The sequence below is a fragment of the Mycobacterium sp. genome (genome assembly GCF_019243155.1).
Taxonomy (GTDB): domain Bacteria; phylum Actinomycetota; class Actinomycetes; order Mycobacteriales; family Mycobacteriaceae; genus Mycobacterium.
The window spans coordinates 1-18,982 of record NZ_JAFAUS010000506.1 but is presented as its reverse complement, the minus strand read 5'-3'; the positions used below and the strand labels follow the sequence as shown (position 1 = coordinate 18,982).

Sequence of the window (18,982 nt, the reverse complement as noted above, 5' to 3'; positions counted from 1 at the left end):
TTCTCGGGTGCGCCACGACGGCCGCGCCCATTGCAGTACCGTCACCGACGTCTATACAAGGCAACCCTGGGAGTCACGTGATGTTGCTCAATCCCAATCACCTGCAACGCCAGTACCCAGACCGTCGCTCGTCGGAGATCATGGCCGCGACGGTGGACTTCTTCGAATCGCGGGGAAAAGCGCGGTTGAAGTCCGACGATCACGAACGGGCTTGGTACTCCGAGTTTTTGAACCACATCGGGCGGGAGCGCATCTTCGCCTCCCTGCTCACGCCGGCCGAGTACGGTGCAGACGACTGCCGGTGGGACACCTACCGGATCAGTGAGTTCGCCGAGATTGTCGGTTTCTACGGGCTGAACTACTGGTACCCGTTCCAGGTCACCGCCCTGGGCCTGGGTCCGATCTGGATGAGCGACAACGAGGACGCCAAGCGCAAGGCGGCCGCGCAGCTGGAGGCCGGCGAGGTGTTCGCCTTCGGCCTGTCAGAGCAATCGCACGGCGCCGACGTCTACCAGACGGACATGATCCTGACGCCGAACGACGACGGCTGGACGGCCAGCGGCGAGAAGTACTACATCGGCAACGCCAACGTGGCGCGCATGGTCTCCACGTTCGGCAAGATCGCCGGGTCGGACGAATACGTGTTCTTCACGGCCGACTCCCAGCACGACCGGTACGACCTGATCAAGAACGTGGTGAACTCGCAGAACTTCGTCGCCAACTACGCGTTGCGCGACTACCCGGTCACCGAGGGCGACATTCTGCACCGCGGACCCGAGGCGTTCCACGCCGCGCTCAACACCGTCAACGTCTGCAAGTACAACCTGGGTTGGGGCGCGGTCGGCATGTGCACCCACGCCATGTACGAGGCGGTCACCCACGCGTCCAACCGCATCCTGTACGGGACGGTCGTCACCGACTTCTCCCACGTGCGACGGCTGCTCACCGACGCCTATGTGCGGCTTGCGGCGATGAAGCTGGTCGCCACCCGCGCCAGCGACTACATGCGCAGCGCGTCGGCAGATGACCGGCGCTACCTGCTGTACAGCCCGCTCACCAAAGCGAAGATCACCAGTGAAGGCGAGCGCGTCATCACCGCGATGTGGGACGTCATCGCCGCCAAGGGCGTCGAGAAGGACACCATCTTCGAGGCCATGACGCGTGAGATCGGGCTGCTGCCCCGGCTTGAGGGCACCGTCCACATCAACATCGGGCTGCTCGCCAAGTTCATGCCCAACTTCCTGTTCGCGCCCAACGCCGAACTGCCCGTCATCGGTCGCCGCGACGACGCGTCCGACGACACCTTCCTGTTCGCGCAGGGACCCACCGGCGGCCTGGGCAAGGTGCGTTTCCACGACTGGCGGAAGTCGTTCGACAGCTTCGCTCACCTGCCCAACGTCGCCCTGCTGCGCAGCCAGATCGACGTGCTCGCCGAGATGCTGGCCAGCGCCACCCCCGACGCGGCGCAGCAGAAGGACATCGACTTCGCCTTCGCCGTCGGCCAGTTGTTCGCGACGGTCCCCTACGCGCAGCTCATCCTCGAGGAGGCCGGGCTGTCGGGTGTGGACCCGACGTTGATCGACGGGATTCTCGCCGTGTTGGTGCGCGACTTCAACGCCTACGCCGTGGAGCTGAGCGACAAGCCGGCGACGACGGACGAGCAGGCCCGCTTCGCGCTGCGGATGATCCGCCGCCCGGTGCACGACCCCGCAAGCTACGACCAGATCTGGAAGGAACACATCCTGCCGATCAACGGCGCCTACCGGATGCGCCCCTGACCCTTGCCGCATCGCGGCGCCGAACGTGAAGTTAGTTTCACGTTGGGCAGTGAGCGTGAAGTTACTTTCACGTTCGACAAGAAACGCGTCATGCGCGAGTTTGGTAAGCCTTCCAGCGGTCAGGGTCGTCTTCGAGTGCCGCGCGGTCCCAGCCGGCATGCACCGCGGCCGCTTCGTAGGTGTCTTGCAAGAACTCGAGAAGAGTCAGGTCGGGGTCGGTTGCCCGCCGCACCGCTTCGTAGGGCAACAGGTATTCCCCGAGATCCTTGTCGTAGCCGGCCTGCTCGGGGCGCACCGGGTGCTCGGCGAAGCCCTCGGGTTCTGGATAGGCGTAGGCGTAGAAAGCGCCCTCATCGCCGCCGCCGGGAAAGAATCCACAGCTGCTCAGTTCTCGCGAGTAGCCCTCGACCATCACCCAGTCTCCGACATTGGGTGCACCGCCCGGGTGCCGCGGCGCGCCGCGCCCGGAAAATCTGGTGCATGCGAGATCCATTGCACCCCAAAAGAAATGGACCGGACTCACCTTGCCCATGAACCGGGACCGAAACTGGCCGAGCACGCGGTTTGCCGCGAGCAGCTGACGCCAGAACAGCCTCGCCGCATCGGCGTCGTATGACGCATGTTCGACATCTTCGGCGAACGGTATGGCCGGGTCTACCTCGTTGGGGTGCGACTGGATGCGCGTGGAGAATCCCAGCTCGTCGAGTGCCCGCATCGTCTGCGAATAGAACTCGGCCACCGATTTCGGTTCCAGGCGCACACTGCGGGTCACACCGGTGCTGCTGCGGATCAGCAGCACGTGGTCGATGAAATCGAACTCGATATCGAAGGCCGCTGACCCGTACGGGATCGCCGACGTCGTCAAACCGCGCGGGGTCACATACGACGTGACCTGCCACCAATGGTTGACCATGGGTGAATGGACCAGTCGGATCTTGCCGACGATCTGAGCCCACATGTGCAGTGTCTGCCTCGTTGGAGCCCAGTCGTCAACCCGCAGGCTGGGCCACGCATCGCTGTCGTCGTGGTGCGTCGTCACGATCACTCCTCGGCTCTATTCGGCGGGGTCGCTACACCGATAGTGCTCGCTTGCCGAATTTCTCGCTGGGGGTGGCCCTGACTCTTCGGTGCCGAATGTGCGGCTGGCCGCACATTCGTGCCTGAGCGTGCGGCTGGCCGCACACTGGCCGACAGACCCCTTGACTGTGAGCTGCCTCACAGTAGAATGACCAGTGGTCATTTACTCGAGGAGGCGTATTGCCAACGGTGACTTGGGCGCGGGTCGACCCCGCTCGTCGCGCAGCGATAATCGAGGCCGCGGAGGCGGAGTTCGGGGCGCACGGCTTCTCCCGGGGCAGCCTCAACGTCATCGCGCGCCGCGCCGGAGTCGCCAAGGGCAGCCTGTTCCAGTACTTCGCCGACAAGCGTGACCTGTATGCGTTCATCGCCGACATCGCCAGCCAGCGGGTGCGGGCCTACATGGAGAACCGCATCCGCGAGCTGGACCCGAGCCGACCGTTCTTCGACTTCCTGACCGACTGGCTCGACGCGTGGGTGGCCTACTTCGCGGACCACCCGCACGAACGTGCGCTGCACGCCGCGGCGACCCTCGAGGTCGACACAGAGGCCCGCGTCAGCGTGCAGAACGTCATTCACCGTCACTACCTGGAAGTGATGCGGCCGCTCGTCCGCGACGCGCACACCCGCGGCGACCTGCGCTCCGATTCGGACACCGACGCGCTGATGTCGTTGCTGCTGTTGATCTTTCCGCATCTGGCGCTGGCGCCCTACATGCGCGGACTGGACCCGATCCTCGGGCTCGACGAGCCCACGCCGGAACAGCCGGCGCTCGCGGTGCGCAGGCTCGTTGCCGTGCTCGCGGCCGCATTTGCCGCAAAACCCAATGCCTTCATCAATTCAGCCCCAATGCGATCTGAGGAGGTCACATGACACGCACACACTCGGGCTCAATGGTTGCCGGCGGACTCAACTGGGATAGCTTGCCGCTCAAGCTATTTGCCGGTGGGAATGCCAAGTTCTGGAATCCGGCCGACATCGACTTCTCCCGCGACCGCGCGGACTGGGAGCGCCTGACCGACGACGAACGGCACTACGCCACCCGGCTGTGCGCCGAGTTTATCGCCGGCGAGGAGGCGGTGACAGAGGACATTCAGCCGTTCATGTCCGCCATGCGGGCCGAGGGCCGGCTGGGCGATGAGATGTACCTGACGCAGTTCGCGTTCGAGGAGGCCAAGCACGTCCAGGTGTTCCGCATGTGGCTGGACGCCGTAGGCATCACCGGCGATCTGCACCAGTACCTCGATGACATCCCCACCTACCGCACGATCTTCTACGAAGAGCTGCCCGAATGTCTGAACGCCCTGTCGATCGACCCGTCCCCGGCCGCGCAGGTCCGGGCGTCGGTGACCTACAACCACATGGTCGAGGGCATGCTGGCGCTGACCGGATACTTCGGCTGGCACAAGATCTGCGTGGAGCGCGGAATCCTGCCGGGCATGCAGGAGTTGGTGCGCCGGATCGGTGATGACGAGCGCCGCCACATGGCGTGGGGCACCTTCACCTGCCGGCGCCACGTTGCGGCTGACGACGCCAACTGGGGAGTCTTCGAAACGCGCATGAACGAGCTGATGCCGCTCGGGCTGCGCCTCATCGAGGAGGGCTTCTCCCTGTACGACCCGATGCCCTTCGGTCTGTCGACAGAGGAGTTCTTGCAGTACGCGTCCGACAAGGGGATGCGGCGGCTCGGCACGATCAGCAGCGCCCGCGGACGACCCGTTGGTGAGATCGACCTCGACTACTCACCGGTGCAGCTGGAGGACACCTTCGCCGACGAGGACGCGCAAGCCCTCGTCGGCGCATCCGCTTAATGGCGGCGGCCCGCTGCACCCGGCTGCGCCGCGCTTGCGACCGCCGCATCCGCCTAACGGCGGCGGCCCGCTGCACCCGGCTGCGCCGCGCTTGCGACCGCCGCAGTCCTAGTGGCCTGGAGCCCTACCCGACCCAGACGGTCTTGGCGTTGCAGAACGCCCGGATGCCCAGGCTCGCGAGTTCGCGACCGTAACCGGAGCGCTTGACGCCGCCGAACCCGAGCTCGGGGTAGGACACCGTCATCCCGTTGATGAAGACCTGCCCGGCCTCGATGTCGTCGATGAAGCGTTCCTGCTCGGCCTCGTCGTTGGTCCAGGCGTTGGACCCCAACCCGAACGTGGTTGCGTTGGCGATCTCGATGGCCTCGTCGATGCCCGAGGCGCGGTACATCGAGGCGACCGGCCCGAAGACCTCTTCGGTGTAGAGCGCCATGTCCTTGGTGATGTCGGTGACCACCGTCGGCGGGTAGAACCAGCCGGGCCGGTCCGGGGTCTTGCCGCCGGTCCGGATCGTGGCGCCTGCCGCGGCGGCGTCGTCGACCTGCTTGGCGATCTCGTCGCGGCCCGACTCGGTGGCCAGTGGCCCCACCTCGGTGTCCGGGTCGGTGGGGTCGCCGACCTTGAGGGCTTCCATCCGCTCGACGAACTTGTCGACGAACGTGTCGTAGATGTCGGTGTGGACGATGAATCGCTTGGCGGCGATGCAGGATTGGCCGTTGTTCTGTACCCGGGCTTTGACCGCGGTCTTGACGGCCTCGTCCAGGTCCGCGGACGGCATGACGATGAACGGGTCGCTGCCGCCGAGTTCCATCACGGTCGGCTTGATCTCGTCACCGCAGATGGCTGCGACGGACTGGCCGGCCGGCTCGCTGCCGGTCAGGGTGGCCGCTGCCACCCGGGGGTCGCGCAGGATCTTCTCGACCGCGCTGGACGAGACCAGCAGGGTCTGGAAGCAGCCGTCGGGGAAACCGCCACGGGCGATGACGTCGGACAGATACAGCGCGGACTGCGGCACGTTCGACGCGTGCTTGAGGATGCCGACGTTGCCGGCCATCAGCGCCGGTGCGGCGAACCGGACGGCCTGCCACAGCGGAAAGTTCCACGGCATCACGGCCAGCACCACGCCCAGTGGCTGCCAGCGGGTGTAGGCGCGCTTCGCGCCGACCTTCGACGCCTCGGCCGGCTCGTCGGCCAGCAGCTTCTCGGCGTTCTCGGCGTAGTAACGAAAACCCTTGGCGCACTTGAGGGCTTCGCCCTTGGCGGAGGCCAGGGTCTTGCCCATTTCCAGGGTCATCATGGCCGCTACGTCGTCGGCCTCTTTCTCCAGCAGGTCCGCCGTGGCGTTTGCCCACTCGGCGCGCTGGGCAAACGTGGTGGAGTGGCGGTAGTCGAGGAACCGCTCGTGGGCTCGGGCGATGGCCGCCTCGACTTCGTCGTCCGTTGCGGGGGTGAAGGTTTTGACTGTCTCGCCGGTGGCCGGGTTGATGGTGGCGATCGCCACGGTGGCCCTCCTTCATCTGGTTCGTCTTGATCGATAGCTGAAACGTCCAACACCTAGCCTGCCACTATCGTTCCCTTTAGGGAGGTCCCAGATGAGCAAAGCTGCCGAGCTGATAGTCAAGTGCCTGGAAAACGAGGGTGTTTCCGTGGTCTTCGGGCTGCCGGGCGAGGAGAACATCCGTTTCGTGCAAGCGCTCGCCTCGTCGAACATCCGCTATGTGCTGACCCGCCACGAGCAGGCGGCGTCGTTCATGGCCGAGATGTACGGGCGGGTCACCGGGCGGGCGGCGGTAGTGTCCTCGACGCTGGGCCCCGGCGCCATCAACATGCAACTCGGCGTCGCCGACGCCACCACCAACAGCACCCCGCTGGTCGCGATCTCCGCGCAGGTGGGTCAGAACCGTCAGTACAAGGAATCGCACCAGTACGTCGACCTGGTGTCGATGTTCGTCCCGATCACCCGGTGGGCCGCAGGCATCCCGACTGTAGACGCGATACCGGAGATGGTCCGCAAGGCCTTCAAACTCGCCGAGACCGAACGTCCGGCGGCGGTGTACCTCGCCGTGCCCGAGCACATCGACGCCGATGAGGCCGACTACGACCTGACTCCCTTGCCGCGCAACGTCGTTCGCGCCGATGCGCCGGCCTTCCGCCAGGTGGCGCGCGCCGTCGACATCCTTCGCAACGCCCAGCGGCCGGTGGTGCTCGCCGGGCACGGCGCCGCCCGCTCCGACGCGACCAAGGCTCTGTTGCGGTTCTCCGAGAAATTCGGCATCCCGGTGGCCAACACCTTCCACGGCAAGGGCGTCATGCCCGACGACCACCCCAACAGCATCGGGACGATCGGGTTCATGACGCACGACTACGTCAACTTCGGGTTCGACAACGCCGACGCCGTCATCGCGGTCGGTTACGAGCTGCAGGAGTTCGATCCGGTCAGGATCAATCCCAAGGCCGACAAGAAGATCATCCACGTTCACCGCTTCCCCGCCGAGGTCGACGCGCACTATTCGGTCGACGTCGGGATCATCGGCGACATCAGCGCCTCGCTGGACGCGCTGACGGAGGCGCTGGAAGATCACGTCTTCGAAGCCGATCCGGAAATCCCCGGTTCCGGTCTGCTCAGCGACGAATTTGCTCGGGGGCAAGAGGATTCGCGCTACCCGCTGGCGCCCGCGCGGGTCGTCGCCGACACCCGCGAGGCACTGGGCCGCGGCGACGTCGTCCTGGTCGACACGGGTGCCACCAAGATGTGGATGGCCCGGCTCTACCCGACCTACGAGCGGAACACCTGTCTGATCTCAAATGGCCTGTCCACCATGAGTTTTGCGCTGCCGGGTGCGCTCGGGGTGAAGTTGGCCGAGCCGGAGTCGAAGGTGCTGGCCGTCGTCGGTGACGGGGCCTTCCTGATGAACTCCCAGGAGATCGAAACCGCGGTCCGGGAGCGGATACCGCTGGTCGTGCTGATCTGGGAGGACGGCGGCTACGGCCTGATCGAGTGGAAGATGGACCTCGAGCTCGGCGAGCACCACTACGTGAAGTTCGGCAACCCCGACATCGTGAAGTACGCGGAAAGCTTTGGCGCCAAAGGCTATCGAATCTCTCATGCCGAGGAGCTGTTGCCGACGCTGAAGGCCGCGCTCGCCGACGACGGGGTCTCGCTGATCTGCTGCCCCGTCGACTACTCGGAGAATCTGCGGCTTACCGACCGCCTCGGCGAACTGGACGAGACGCTGTAGGGCTAGTGCCGCAGCTTGTTCAGCCGCTCATCGAACTCCAGGGTGCTGGCCGCCATTTGGTAACCCTCGATCACACCCTCGAGTCGCGCGCGTGACCCATCGAAGCACGTCCAGTCGAAAACTGCCTGGCACACGTGATCGACGAGGCTGCGCAGAATCCCGTCGCGGGGAGGATTGTCAATAACTCGGACCGCGGCCGTGCACAGCAGATCCTTGCTGATGGGGTCGCCCTGTAGTGCCCGCTGCGCCAATGCCAGCAGGTCGCGGGTGTGCTCGCCTTCGAAATCCATGTTCTCCTCGTGTGATGACAGAGAGGTTGCTGAATCTGCCGATCGCTAAGATAGTTTGGTAGCGCGCACTATTCGGCCACATTCAGGTCACAGAGCTAACACGGGTGTCCAGGGCGGCAAGCTCGCGGGCACCGGGGCGCTGTCCTATCAGAAGTAGCCCGACGCCGCCGCCGGCAGGGAAATGGGCGGCACGTAACCACCGATCAGCGTGCGATGCCACCACGCGCGGTCGCGCCGCAGCTCGGCCGGGGTGGTGAAGCGGTACTGGTAGAGCTGCGCGCGCACGTGGCGAGGTGGCGACTCTGGGAAGGGGTTGCGCCGCAACAACCTTAGTGTCGGCCGGTCGTTGCGCAGCAGCCGCTGCAGCAGCGGCACCAGCCAAGGCTGCGCGTAGCCGGGCGAGATGGCGGCGAACCACATCAACCAGTCCAGCCGCAAATGGTAGGGCGCCCACTGCCGGGGCAGTCGGCGCACGGCGCCCGGCTTGCCCTTGAAGTCGTATTCCTTCCAGACCGTCTGCGCGGTGATGGTCGCGTCGTCGGTGCCCTCGATCACCACCTCCCGGCGGATGCGCCCGACGGTGCCGAAGGCGCCGTAGGTGTTCACCAGATGAAAGGCGTTGAACGACATGTTCATTCGCTGACCCGAAGAGAGCATGTTGCGCATCGGCCAGTAGCTCATGAACAGCACCGAAACCGTGAAGGCGATCACCAGGCCGGCGAACCACATCGGGGGCGCCGGCAACGCCGGATGCGAGGGCTCGCCGAACAGCAGCGCCACCGACGAGTCGTCAATCGCGGTGCACGCCAGCAGGATGGTAATCCAGTTGAGCCAGGCGAAGTTTCCCGAGGCCACCAGCCACAGCTGGGTCACCACGATGATCGCGGCCGCGACGCTGGCCACCGGTTGCGGCGTGAACAATCCGAAGGGCACGATCAGCTGCGCGAAGTGGTTGCCCGCCACCTCGATTCGATGCAACGGCTTGGGCAGGTGATGAAAGAGCCAGCTCAACGGCCCGGGCATGGGCTGCGTCTCGTGGTGGTAGTACAGGCAGGTCAGATCGCGCCAGCACGAGTCGCCGCGCAGCTTGATCAGGCCCGCGCCGAACTCGACGCGGAACAGCAACAAGCGGGCCATCCACAGCGTGAGCACCGGTGGCGCCACCTGGTCGTTGCCGAGAAAGATCATCAAGAACCCGGCCTCCAGCAGCAATGATTCCCAGCCGAACGCGTACCAGGCCTGCCCGACGTTGACGATCGACAGGTAAAGCACCCACAGCGTCAGCCACATCAGCATCGCGGCCCACAGCGGCACCGCATCGGCGGCGCCGGCGACGATCGCGGCCGACAGGGCCGCGCCGAACCAGGCGACCGCCGCGAACAGCCGGTCGGAGTAGCGCATGTGAAAGATGCTGGGGATCCGCCAAAATGACGCCGCGGCCAACAACCGCGGGACGGGCAGTATGCCGTGCTCACCGATCAGCGCCCGGAATTGAGTGGCGGCCGCGATGAACGCGAGCAGATAGATTGCCGCGGCACCGCGCTCGAGCACCATTCTGCCCAGCCAATATTCGGGTGCGGCTAACCAGCCCATGGCCCTGACTCCTCGGACGGTGACGGTGACACCAACCGGCATATCCAGTCAATCAGCTGGCAAACCGGTAGCCAATACCTTGGGAGCTACTCGTCGCGAGGCCCCTGCGCCCGCTCGGGCCGATGGTTGTTTCTGGTCACCGCGGAAACGGCAAGCACCGCAAGCGAAATCAGCGCCAGCAGCTGCACATGCGCCGAATGCCCGGCATACCCGTCGACCGACCGCCAGGGATGACGGGACAGTGCCGCCCCGGCCAGCACCAGCCCGCCGGCGCTCAACAGCATGCTGACGCCGTCGGCGCGACGCCGCAGCGCGTACCGCAGGCCCAGGGCCGCGCCCGTGACGACGACACCGGCAACCCCGGCGATCAGCGCCCCGGCCGCGACCACCGCGACGGCCGCCCACGCCCCCGGCCGCCAGGGTTGTGCGGGCGGGTCCTCGTCGCCCCGCCTGCGGGTGCGCCAGAACGCGAGCAGGGCCAGCAGTGGCAACAACGCCAGCCCCACCGCGAGACCGGCCCGGTAGAGCGAGTTGGAGGCGAACGTCAGCGTGATGGCGCCGGGATCTCCGGCCGGCACCACCCAGCCCTGTTGCCAGCCGTTGACGGCGACCGGTGTCAAACGGGTCCCGGTGCTGGTGTGGGCCACCCAACCGGGGTTGATGCTCTCCGGGATGACCAGCACCCGGGTAGTTCCCGACGGGGGCGCCTGCACCTCGCGGCGGTCCGGACCCCAGGTCCGCCAGCTGGGAACCTGCACGGCGCCCGGCGGCGTGGCGGCGGCCGAAGTCGACAGCGCCGCGCCATCGACGACGAACTGAGCGCCGGGACTGATCAACAGCTCCTGCCGCCCCGCGGGCAGCGCGATCGGGTCGCGGTCGCAGGCGACCGCCGGAATGGGATCGCCATCCAGCAGCGCGCCCACCGTGCTGTGGATCGAGGTATGCACGAACCGGCCCGCGACGGCGATGACCGGACCGTGGTCGCAGTCGATCGTGATCGCACGGACACGGTTGCGGGTGGCGTCGGCCTGCGCGATCGGCTTGCCGTCGGCGCCCAGCACCGCCACCTCGGCCAGGCCGGGCGGCTTGAGCTGGTCGAAGCCCAACGCGTTGCGGTCGATGATGTCTTCCCAGTCCAGGAGGCTGACGGTGACGGTGTCGGTCACCCGCGACTTCAGGGGCAAGGTCGCCGGTTCGCCGGGCTTCAGTTGGGCGGCCTGCGGGCCGTCGCCCAGGTTGACGGCGACCGTCGTCGGGTTCGCGGGCAGCGCGGACCGGCTGGGCACCAGACGCAACCCGGTGACCTCGGTGGGCCGCGGCAGGGTGAGCGTCAGCGTGGGCGGGGTCTTGTGCTGCACCACCCGCTGCGGTGCCGTCCACGCGGTGTTCGGATCGCCGTCGGTGGCTGCGTACGCCGAGCCGAGGATGTCCACCGCGTCCGAATCACCGTGCGCCTGGGTGGTGTTCGGCTCGGCGATCAGGTCGGCGAGCTTGGGACCCTGGCGGGGCCGCACCCACACAATCGGGCGCACCGTCGTCGGTGCCGGAACGGTCAGCGTCCGGCTGAAGTTGACTGGCTCTTCGGGCGCCAGGGCCATCGACGCCGCGCAGCGCATGCCGTCGGGCGCCGGGGCGCAGCCCGGCCTGCCGAGCAGTTCCGATCCCAGGTCCCACCCCGCGACCGCCGAGCCCCGCGGCGGCCCGGGAACCTCGACCGTGTGCCGCAGGTCGACCGGGTGCGCAAAGCCGGACGCGTCGTACTGGGTGATCGACAGGTCGGTGATGCCGAATTGCACGCCCGGGGAGCCGTCGTCGGTGCCCGCGGCGGTGATCCGTACCCACGGGGTTTCGCCGTAGGGCAGCGCGGCGGCCAGCGGCTTGCCTGGCTCGTCGAATCGCAGAGTGGTGCTGCCGTTGGCGGTTTCGATGAGGACGCGGCGAACCTGGGCGCCGACGGCCGTGGCGCTGGGCGTCACCGTGATCGCCGCGTTGGTCACCGGATGATCGAAATCGACCTGCAGCCATTGGCCGACTGCGGCCTGCAGCGAGTTGGACACCCACGCCGTCGCCGGGTCGCCGTCGATCGCGGCCATCGGGGAGGTGGCCGGTGCGACGTCGGGCATCGCGGTGGAATCCGACGCCGAGCTCGACACGGTGATCCGGCCGCCGTTCCACGCGCCGAGCACCGGGTCGACCCCGGGGACGGGGTAGTCGGGCACCCGGTTGTAGGTGTGCCGCGCGTCGCCGGCCGCCCGAATGGCCGACGAATGTTGATCCACGCGGCCGTAATCGGTCTCGCGGGCCACCGGGGTGTCGGTGACGGTCACCGACGGTATCGGCAGACCGGTGCCCCGCGCGTCGGATGCCATCAGCACCGGCCCGAGCGGGGGTTGGCCTTGAAGGCGCCGGCGTTCGTCGAGGCGCAGCAACGACTCGGGACCGCCGGCGACGCGGGAAAGCTCCTCGGCGGCAACGAAATACGGCGCTCCTGGATCGGCGTCGGGCGGCCCGACCCGGTAGATCTCCACCGCGGGATAGCGCGGCCGCAGCCCGCTGTCCGCGACGAAGCCGGCCAACGTGCCCGGACCCACCGGTGCGCCGAACTGGGCGACCTTCGCCAGCCCCGGTGAGCCCTCGATGGCGCGGTGCACCAGGATCGGGCGTGCCGAGCGCGAAGTCTCTGGGTCCAGGTCGTTGCGCAACACAAGGTATGAAATGCCTTGTCGGGCAAGGGTATCGGCCAAACCTGCGGATGGCCGGCCGGCTGCGAACAGGCGTTGCACCGAATCGAGCGCCCGAATGGTTTGCGGCGGGTTCAACGGGATGGAGTCGCGCACCCCCCACGGGCTGCTGCCCAGCACCTGCAGCGGCTCGTCGTGACTGGTGCCCCACACCTGGGTGGCGAACGGTGCGCCCGGGACCACCAGCACCCGCCCGGGTTGCGGTTTACCGGTGTTGTGTTCGGTGAGCCAGTCGGCGGCGTCATGCCAGTACTTCGGGATCGCACTGAACGTGCCCGGCGGAGTCAGCCGACCGGTCCACGCCAGCGACGTGCTGACCAGCAGTGCGGTCAGGATCACCAGCGCGGTCGCGACGCGCCTGTCGCGCTCCGGATGGGCGAACGAGCGCAGCCACACCGACATTGGCGCGGTGCCCGGCAGCGGTATCCGGCCCAGCAGCTGGGCCAGGCCCAACACCACCGGGAGCCGGATCACCAAGCCCAGCTTGTGCACGTTGCGCAGCGGCGCACCGGCCGCGTCCAGGAAGGCCTGCGCCTGATGGGCCAGCGGCGAGCCCAACCCACCGCTGTAGCTGACGGCCATCAACACCACGCCGACCATCAGCATCGTCACCAGCCGTCCCCGGGCGGGCATCGCGGGGCTGGCCAGTCCGGCCAGTCCGGCCGCGGCGACCAGGCAGGTGCCCAGGATCGCGGCGGACCCGGTCACCAGCGGGGCGCCCGCGGTCGCGGTCGGCGCGACGAACGGCGTCCAACTGTCGGTGCCGCGCAGTATCTCGGTGAGCGACGACCATTCCGTTGTCACACCGGATGATTCGATGAAGTCCAGGAAGGGCGGACTGATGACCCGCAGCATCACCAGCGCGACCACCCACCACAACGTCGCGAGCAACAGGGCCAGCAGCCACCATCCGGTGTAACGCCACCACAGCCGGTTCGGCCGGTGACACGCCCACCAGATCACCGCGGGCAGGCAGCCGGCCAGCGTCGCGATAGCGTTGACCGCGCCCATCAACGCGACGGCCAGACCGGCTTGGGCGGCCAGCGCCCGCACGGACCTGTTGCTCGACGCCCGCAACGCAAGGATCGTGGGCAGCAACACCCACGGCGCCAGCATCATCGGCAGGGTTTCCGACGAGATCGACCCGAGCGTGGTGAGCACCCTCGGCGACAGCGCGAACGCGGCCGCGCCGATCACCCGCGAGGCCGGACTGCCGATCCCCAGCGCCTCGGCGACCCGCAACACGCCCCAGAAGCCGACGGTGAGCAGCAGCGCCCACCACAGCCGCTGGGTCACCCAGCCGGGCAGTCCGAGCAGGTGGCCGGCTAGGAAGAACGTCCCGTGCGGGAACAGGTAGCCGTAGGCCTGGTTTTGTGCCTGACCGAACGGCAACTCGCTGTTCCACAGGTTGGTGGCGCGGGCCAGGAAACGCAGCGGGTTGGCGGTCAGGTCGAGTTTGGTGTCGGGGGAGACCCGGCCCGGAGACTGCGCGAACGTGAGCACCAGGGCGATCGCCCCGACCAACCACAACCACCGGCGCGAGACGGGCGTGCCCGGTAAATCCGAGACCGGCGCGCCGGCCCTTACCGGGGCTGAATCCGATGGCGGCGACCCGCTGCGCCCGGCTTCGTCCTGTAGTGGCGACCCGCTGCGCCCGGCTACGCCGCGCTTGCGATCGCCACGGCCGCGCTTGCGATCGCCGCTAGCTACGGTTGCCGTATTCGACCCGGTTGAGCACTGACGACTGTGGATCGCCCCCGGGAAGTGGCGGTTTCGTGTCCTGCTGCACCATCAACGTGATGCCGAAGATCGCGGCTGCTCCGAGCAACAAGCCGACCACGACGCTCGCTGCGGCGGGCGCAATGATCCGGTTCATCGACAACTCCTCGGGCTTTGTGGGCACGACCTAGCGCCAACCTAGCAGAAGCGCGCCGGGCCTCCGTCCAGCATCAGTCCCGCCTAGGGCCGCAATTGCGGCGGTAGATCGCTCACGCACGACTGGTTGCAGTCGGTCGGTAGGCAGTGTCCGTGAAAGCAGCGGTCTCCGTAATCCACCTGGTAGGGCCCGGAGAGGCTGCGCGGGGCCGGACGGGTCTGCACCGGCGTGGCGGAATGGTCGGCCACGGCCAGGGTGACGCCGACGGTCGCGGCGGCACCGATCGACAACCCCACCGCGATGCTGGCAGCGGACACCAAAGAGAACCCGGCCATCGCTGGCTCCTCCCTGCCAGTCAAATGGGCTCGCTCGCCCCCCGACAGCAACGTAGCTGTTGATGCCCCCTGGCGCCCGGCGCGAAACACCCGACGTGAAAACATGGCCCGATGGCATTTCCGCGCACCTTGGCTGTGTTCGCCGCCGCATCAGCGCTGATCGCAGCCTGCGCCCACCACGATGCGCGGCACCCGGCGTCGACCTCGGTCAGCAAACCCGTGGCCGCTCCGGCGCCACCGGCCTGCGGCGACCTCACGAAGCTGTCGGTGCGCGACAAGCTGGCCCAGCTGCTGATGGTGGGCGTGAAGAATGCCGACGACGCCCGCGCGGTCGTCAACAACCACCACGTCGGCGGCATCTTCATCGGCAGCTGGACGGACCTGTCCATCTTCAAGGGCCCGCTGGCCGATATCGCCGGCAAGGCGGGACCGCTCCCGCTGGCCGTCAGCGTCGATGAGGAGGGCGGCCGGGTGTCGCGACTGAGGTCGCTGATCGGGTCGTCGCCGTCGCCGCGTGAGTTGGCACAAACCCAGACCGCACAACAGGTCCACGACCTGGCGGCCGACCGCGGCAAGAAGATGCACGATCTCGGCATCACCGTCGACTTCGCTCCCGTGGTCGACGTCACCGAGTCCACCGACGGCGTGATCGGCGACCGCTCGTTCGGCGGCGATCCCAACACGGTCACCACCTACGCCGGGGCGTACGCGCAAGGCCTGCGCGACTCGGGGTTGCTCCCGGTGCTCAAGCACTTCCCCGGCCACGGGCACGGCTCAGGCGACTCGCATACCGGTGGGGTCGTGACGCCGCCGCTCAGCGACCTGCAGAACGTCGACCTGGTCCCGTATCGGGAATTGGTGACCAAGGCTCCGGTGGGAGTGATGCTGGGCCACCTGCAGGTTCCCGGTCTCACCGGCGACGACCCGGCCAGCCTGAGCGCGGCGGCGGTTCAGCTGCTGCGCTCAGGCACCGGCTACGGCGCCGCGCCGTTCAACGGCCCGGTGTTCACCGACGACTTGTCCAGCATGGGCGCGATCTCGGACCGGTACGGCGTTGCCGAGGCGGTGCTGCGCACCTTGCAGGCCGGCACCGACGTCGCGCTGTGGGTCACCACCGATGAGGTGCCCGCGGTCCTGGACCGGCTCGAAAAGGCAGTGGCAGCAGGCGAATTGCCGGCGCAGCGGGTCAACGACTCCCTGGGGCGGGTGGCCACGATGAAGGGCCGCAGCCCCGCCTGCGGCCACTGAGGCGTGTGCTGCGAAGGTCCATTGCTTACTCTGGAGTCAGATAGACGGGCTAGAGAGGCAAGCGATGGCGGGTGGTACCAAGCGATTACCGCGCGCCGTTCGCGAGCAGCAGATGCTCGACGCCGCCGTCCAAATGTTCTCGGTGAACGGCTACCACGAGACCTCGATGGACGCGATTGCCGCCGAGGCGCAGATCTCCAAGCCCATGCTGTATCTGTACTACGGATCGAAGGAAGACCTGTTCGGGGCCTGCCTGAACCGCGAACTGGGCCGATTCATCGACGCGGTCCGCGCCGACATCGACTTCACGCAGAGCCCGAAAGACCTGCTGCGCAACGCTATCGGGTCGTTCATGCGCTACATCGACGCCAACCGGGCGTCGTGGATCGTGATGTACTCGCAGGCCACCAGCTCTCAGGCGTTCGCCCACGTGATCCGCGAGGGTCGTGAGCAGATCATCGATCTGGTCGCGGGCCTGGTGCGGTCGGGTAGTCGCAACCCGAGGCCGGAACGCGAACACGAAATGATGGCCGTGGCGCTGGTGGGCGCGGGCGAGGCGACGGCCAACCGGCTGAGCACGGGCGACATCGACGTCGACGAGGCGGCCGCCCTGATGATCAACCTGTTCTGGCACGGTTTGCGGGGTGCGCCGGAGGAGCGGGAAGCGGCCGCGGCGCGGCCCGAGAAGGGCGGACCCAGCGCCGCCGACGGTTAGCCCCTACATTCATACAGGTGGCCTCCTCGGCTAGATTGCCCCGCCGCAATGTCGAGTTCTTCTGCGCGGTAATCATCGTCGGGTTGCTGGCCGGGGTCGCCGGATTGGCGGCGACCTCTTTCCTGCGGTTCGTCGAACACGCCACCTACCACTACAGTTTCGGCACGCTGCTCAACGGGATCACCGGCAGCAGTCCGGTGCGTCGCGCCCTGGGGCCCGTGGTCGGTGGCGCGCTGGCGGGTTTCGGGTGGTGGATGTTGCGGAGCCGCTCCGAGGTGCCACCGCTCGCGCAGACGATCGAACGCCACGAACCGGTGCCGCGCTTCGCGTGGAGCATCGACGCGGCCCTGCAGGTGTTGCTGGTGGGCTCCGGCGCATCCCTCGGCCGCGAAGGGGCCCCACGCCAATTCGCCGCCGCGCTCGGCGATTTCGCGACCACGTGGCTCAAGCGACTGTCCGCCCGGGACCGGGAGATTCTGCTGGCCTGCGCGGCCGGGGCCGGGCTCGGTGCGGTCTACGCGGTGCCGTTGGCCGGCGCGCTGTTCGCGGCCCGGATCATGCTCAACACCTGGCACCCGCGGGCGCTGGGGGCGGCGTTCCTCACGTCCAGCCTGGCCGTAGCGGTCTGCTCGGCCGTCACGCACGATCAGGCCACCCTGACCTGGCCCAGCAGCGAGTCGACGTACCTGCTCACCGCGCACGGGCTGATGCTGGCGCCGGTGACGCTGGTGGTGGGGCTGGCATTCAAACGGCTCATGGCGGTGGCGCGGCCGGCCAAGGCGATGCGGACCTGGGTGCTGGTCCCCGCCCTCGCCGCGGCCGGGCTGGTGATGGGAGTCTGCTCGCACTGGTGGCCGGAGTTGCCCGGCAACGGCCGCAGCATCCTGACCGTCAGCCTCGCCAGCACCATGACGTTGTCCTCGGCAGCCGCCATCCTGGTGCTCAAACCGCTTCTGACGGCGCTGTTCCTGCGCGCCGGCGGGGCGGGTGGCATGCTCACCCCGTCGCTGGCCACCGGCGCCGCGGCGGGCTCGACGCTGATCCTGGCGATCAACTGGGCGGCCGGATCGCATCTGCACGGGCCGGCGGTGTCGCTGGCCGGTGCCGCCGGGGTGCTCGCGGTGACGCAGGGCTCACCGATCTGGGCCGCGATCTTCGTCTGGGAACTCGCCCGTCCGCCGCTGTGGTTGTTCCTGGTTTTCCTGCTAACCGCTTGTGGCGCACACGGATTGAAGGTGCTCCTGCTGGGCCGTCGGCCGACGCACGCGGGCTAGAGGGGTCGGACGGTGCCGGTCAGGTGCGGGTAGCCCTTGGCGATGTTGCGCAGCGAAATGTCCCAGCCCGAAGAACCCTTGTCGTCACCGTCGATGTAGAGGCCCGTGGTGGCCGGCAGCACCACCGGCTTGCCGAACCGCACCGAATACCGAGCCGCATCCGGGATGCGCCCTTCGATATTGGCCAATACCGCTGCCGCGGTGTACATTCCGTGCGCGATGACGGTGGGGAACCCGAACAGCTTGGCCGCGACCGGGTTGGTGTGGATCGGGTTGTGATCACCTCCGACGCTGGCGTAGCGCCGGATCTGGCCGGGGGTGATGCGAAGGATAGTGCTGGGCGGGGGGATCTTCGGCTGTTTCTGCGGCGGCGGCTTGGGCTCGTCGGACAGGCTGGTGCGCTGTTGGTGCAGGAAGGTCGTCACCTGATGCCACGCGACGTCGTTGCCCACGCTGACATCGGTCACCAGGTCGACCAGCAGGCCCTTTCGGTGTTCGCGCAGGTTTTCGGCGTGCACAGCCACGCCCACGGTGTCGGTGACCGCAATCGGGCGGTACTGCGTGATGTGGTTCTCGGTGTGCACCGATCCCATTGCGGCGAAAGGGAAGTCGAACCCGGTCACCAGCGACATCAACGCGGGAAAGGTCAACGCGAAGGGATAGGTCAGCGGCACGTTGTTGCCGTAACGCAGACCGGTGACCGCGGCGTACTCGGCCACGTTGGTCTGGTCGATGGGCAGCTCCTCGACGCTCACCGCGCGGGTTGGAAGCCCGGTTCCGCGGGACACGACGGGCAGGGCACCGGCCGCGGCGCGCAGCATGTTCTTCAGGCCGCTTGGCTGATTCATGGCATTCTCCTCGCAGCTATGCGCCCAGCATGGCCTGGCCGCAGACACGAATGACGTTGCCCGTCACCGCGTTCGACGCAGGGCTGGCGAAGTAGGCGATGGTCTCGGCGACGTCCACCGGTTGGCCACCCTGGAACAGCGAGTTCATCCGGCGGCC

At 67.6% G+C, this 18,982-nt stretch carries 15 protein-coding genes and 1 pseudogene; 7 read left to right on the top strand and 9 right to left on the bottom strand.

Features of this window, described 5'->3' with window-relative positions; all coding sequences use genetic code 11:
• The first annotated feature begins 80 nt into the window (after positions 1-80).
• Positions 81-1,778, top strand: a complete 1,698-nt coding sequence (locus tag JOZ00_RS25580; RefSeq protein WP_293349933.1) for an acyl-CoA dehydrogenase family protein — start codon at positions 81-83, stop codon at positions 1,776-1,778.
• A gap of 88 nt (positions 1,779-1,866) precedes the next feature.
• Here JOZ00_RS25580 and JOZ00_RS25575 read toward each other — a convergent pair whose 3' ends face one another.
• Complete coding sequence (locus JOZ00_RS25575) at positions 1,867-2,817, bottom strand: DUF5996 family protein (protein WP_293349930.1); 951 nt, start codon at positions 2,815-2,817, stop codon at positions 1,867-1,869.
• 218 nt (positions 2,818-3,035) lie between these two features.
• Here JOZ00_RS25575 and JOZ00_RS25570 point away from each other — a divergent pair, with 218 nt between their 5' ends.
• Together JOZ00_RS25570 and JOZ00_RS25565 are read left to right on the top strand one after the other, a co-directional pair.
• Complete coding sequence (locus JOZ00_RS25570) at positions 3,036-3,728, top strand: TetR/AcrR family transcriptional regulator (RefSeq protein ID WP_293349927.1); 693 nt, start codon at positions 3,036-3,038, stop codon at positions 3,726-3,728.
• Positions 3,725-4,666, top strand: a complete 942-nt coding sequence (locus JOZ00_RS25565; protein ID WP_293349924.1) for a R2-like ligand-binding oxidase — start codon at positions 3,725-3,727, stop codon at positions 4,664-4,666. Before JOZ00_RS25570 ends, JOZ00_RS25565 begins: the two co-directional genes overlap by 4 nt.
• A gap of 124 nt (positions 4,667-4,790) precedes the next feature.
• On the opposite strand, the gene JOZ00_RS25560 is transcribed toward JOZ00_RS25565, so the two are convergent.
• Complete coding sequence (locus tag JOZ00_RS25560; protein ID WP_293349922.1) at positions 4,791-6,167, bottom strand: NADP-dependent succinic semialdehyde dehydrogenase; 1,377 nt, start codon at positions 6,165-6,167, stop codon at positions 4,791-4,793.
• Between the two features lie 91 nt (positions 6,168-6,258).
• On the opposite strand from JOZ00_RS25560, the gene JOZ00_RS25555 reads away from it, so the two are divergent.
• Positions 6,259-7,905, top strand: a complete 1,647-nt coding sequence (locus tag JOZ00_RS25555; protein ID WP_293349920.1) for an acetolactate synthase large subunit — start codon at positions 6,259-6,261, stop codon at positions 7,903-7,905.
• Positions 7,906-7,907: 2 nt separating this feature from the next.
• On the opposite strand, the gene JOZ00_RS25550 is transcribed toward JOZ00_RS25555, so the two are convergent.
• From JOZ00_RS25550 to JOZ00_RS25530, 5 genes are all read right to left on the bottom strand, one after another.
• Positions 7,908-8,195, bottom strand: a complete 288-nt coding sequence (locus JOZ00_RS25550; RefSeq protein ID WP_293349917.1) for a hypothetical protein — start codon at positions 8,193-8,195, stop codon at positions 7,908-7,910.
• 147 nt (positions 8,196-8,342) lie between these two features.
• Positions 8,343-9,788 (bottom strand): lipase maturation factor family protein, encoded by a 1,446-nt coding sequence (locus JOZ00_RS25545; RefSeq protein WP_293349914.1) that lies wholly within the window; start codon positions 9,786-9,788, stop codon positions 8,343-8,345.
• An 86-nt stretch (positions 9,789-9,874) separates the two neighbouring features.
• Entirely contained in the window at positions 9,875-14,059 is a 4,185-nt protein-coding gene (locus JOZ00_RS25540) for an alpha-(1->3)-arabinofuranosyltransferase (RefSeq protein WP_293349911.1), read from the bottom strand.
• A 172-nt stretch (positions 14,060-14,231) separates the two neighbouring features.
• Positions 14,232-14,405 (bottom strand): DUF2613 domain-containing protein, encoded by a 174-nt coding sequence (locus tag JOZ00_RS25535; protein WP_065443914.1) that lies wholly within the window; start codon positions 14,403-14,405, stop codon positions 14,232-14,234.
• 83 nt (positions 14,406-14,488) lie between these two features.
• A complete protein-coding gene (locus JOZ00_RS25530; RefSeq protein ID WP_293349908.1) occupies positions 14,489-14,740 on the bottom strand; it encodes a DUF2613 family protein in 252 nt (83 codons plus the stop codon).
• A gap of 111 nt (positions 14,741-14,851) precedes the next feature.
• Between JOZ00_RS25530 and JOZ00_RS25525 the strand changes: the two genes are divergently transcribed.
• The 3 genes from JOZ00_RS25525 (at position 14,852) to JOZ00_RS25515 (ending at position 17,977) form a co-directional block, all read left to right on the top strand.
• Entirely contained in the window at positions 14,852-15,988 is a 1,137-nt protein-coding gene (locus JOZ00_RS25525; RefSeq protein WP_293349905.1) for a glycoside hydrolase family 3 N-terminal domain-containing protein, read from the top strand.
• A gap of 64 nt (positions 15,989-16,052) precedes the next feature.
• Positions 16,053-16,703, top strand: a complete 651-nt coding sequence (locus tag JOZ00_RS25520; RefSeq protein WP_293349902.1) for a TetR/AcrR family transcriptional regulator — start codon at positions 16,053-16,055, stop codon at positions 16,701-16,703.
• A 17-nt stretch (positions 16,704-16,720) separates the two neighbouring features.
• Positions 16,721-17,977, top strand: coding sequence for a chloride channel protein (locus tag JOZ00_RS25515; protein WP_293349899.1), 1,257 nt, complete (start codon positions 16,721-16,723; stop codon positions 17,975-17,977).
• Here the strand turns inward: JOZ00_RS25515 and JOZ00_RS25510 are convergent.
• Positions 17,974-18,825 carry a MaoC/PaaZ C-terminal domain-containing protein gene (locus tag JOZ00_RS25510; RefSeq protein ID WP_293349896.1) on the bottom strand — a complete coding sequence of 284 codons (852 nt, stop codon included), beginning with the start codon at positions 18,823-18,825 and terminating at the stop codon, positions 17,974-17,976. The two genes, JOZ00_RS25515 and JOZ00_RS25510, sit on opposite strands and share 4 nt — an antisense overlap.
• Before the next feature lie 16 nt (positions 18,826-18,841).
• Positions 18,842-18,982, bottom strand: a pseudogene (locus tag JOZ00_RS25505) (short chain dehydrogenase); the annotation flags it as partial.

Coding starts and splice junctions, on each gene's coding strand:
- JOZ00_RS25555 (WP_293349920.1), top strand. CDS start 6,259: ATGAGCAAAGCTGCCGAGCTGATAGTCAAGTGCCTGGAAAACGAGGGT.
- JOZ00_RS25565 (WP_293349924.1), top strand. CDS start 3,725: ATGACACGCACACACTCGGGCTCAATGGTTGCCGGCGGACTCAACTGG.
- JOZ00_RS25550 (WP_293349917.1), bottom strand. CDS start 8,195: ATGGATTTCGAAGGCGAGCACACCCGCGACCTGCTGGCATTGGCGCAG.
- JOZ00_RS25535 (WP_065443914.1), bottom strand. CDS start 14,405: ATGAACCGGATCATTGCGCCCGCCGCAGCGAGCGTCGTGGTCGGCTTG.
- JOZ00_RS25520 (WP_293349902.1), top strand. CDS start 16,053: ATGGCGGGTGGTACCAAGCGATTACCGCGCGCCGTTCGCGAGCAGCAG.
- JOZ00_RS25510 (WP_293349896.1), bottom strand. CDS start 18,825: ATGAATCAGCCAAGCGGCCTGAAGAACATGCTGCGCGCCGCGGCCGGT.
- JOZ00_RS25530 (WP_293349908.1), bottom strand. CDS start 14,740: ATGGCCGGGTTCTCTTTGGTGTCCGCTGCCAGCATCGCGGTGGGGTTG.
- JOZ00_RS25545 (WP_293349914.1), bottom strand. CDS start 9,788: ATGGGCTGGTTAGCCGCACCCGAATATTGGCTGGGCAGAATGGTGCTC.
- JOZ00_RS25580 (WP_293349933.1), top strand. CDS start 81: ATGTTGCTCAATCCCAATCACCTGCAACGCCAGTACCCAGACCGTCGC.
- JOZ00_RS25525 (WP_293349905.1), top strand. CDS start 14,852: ATGGCATTTCCGCGCACCTTGGCTGTGTTCGCCGCCGCATCAGCGCTG.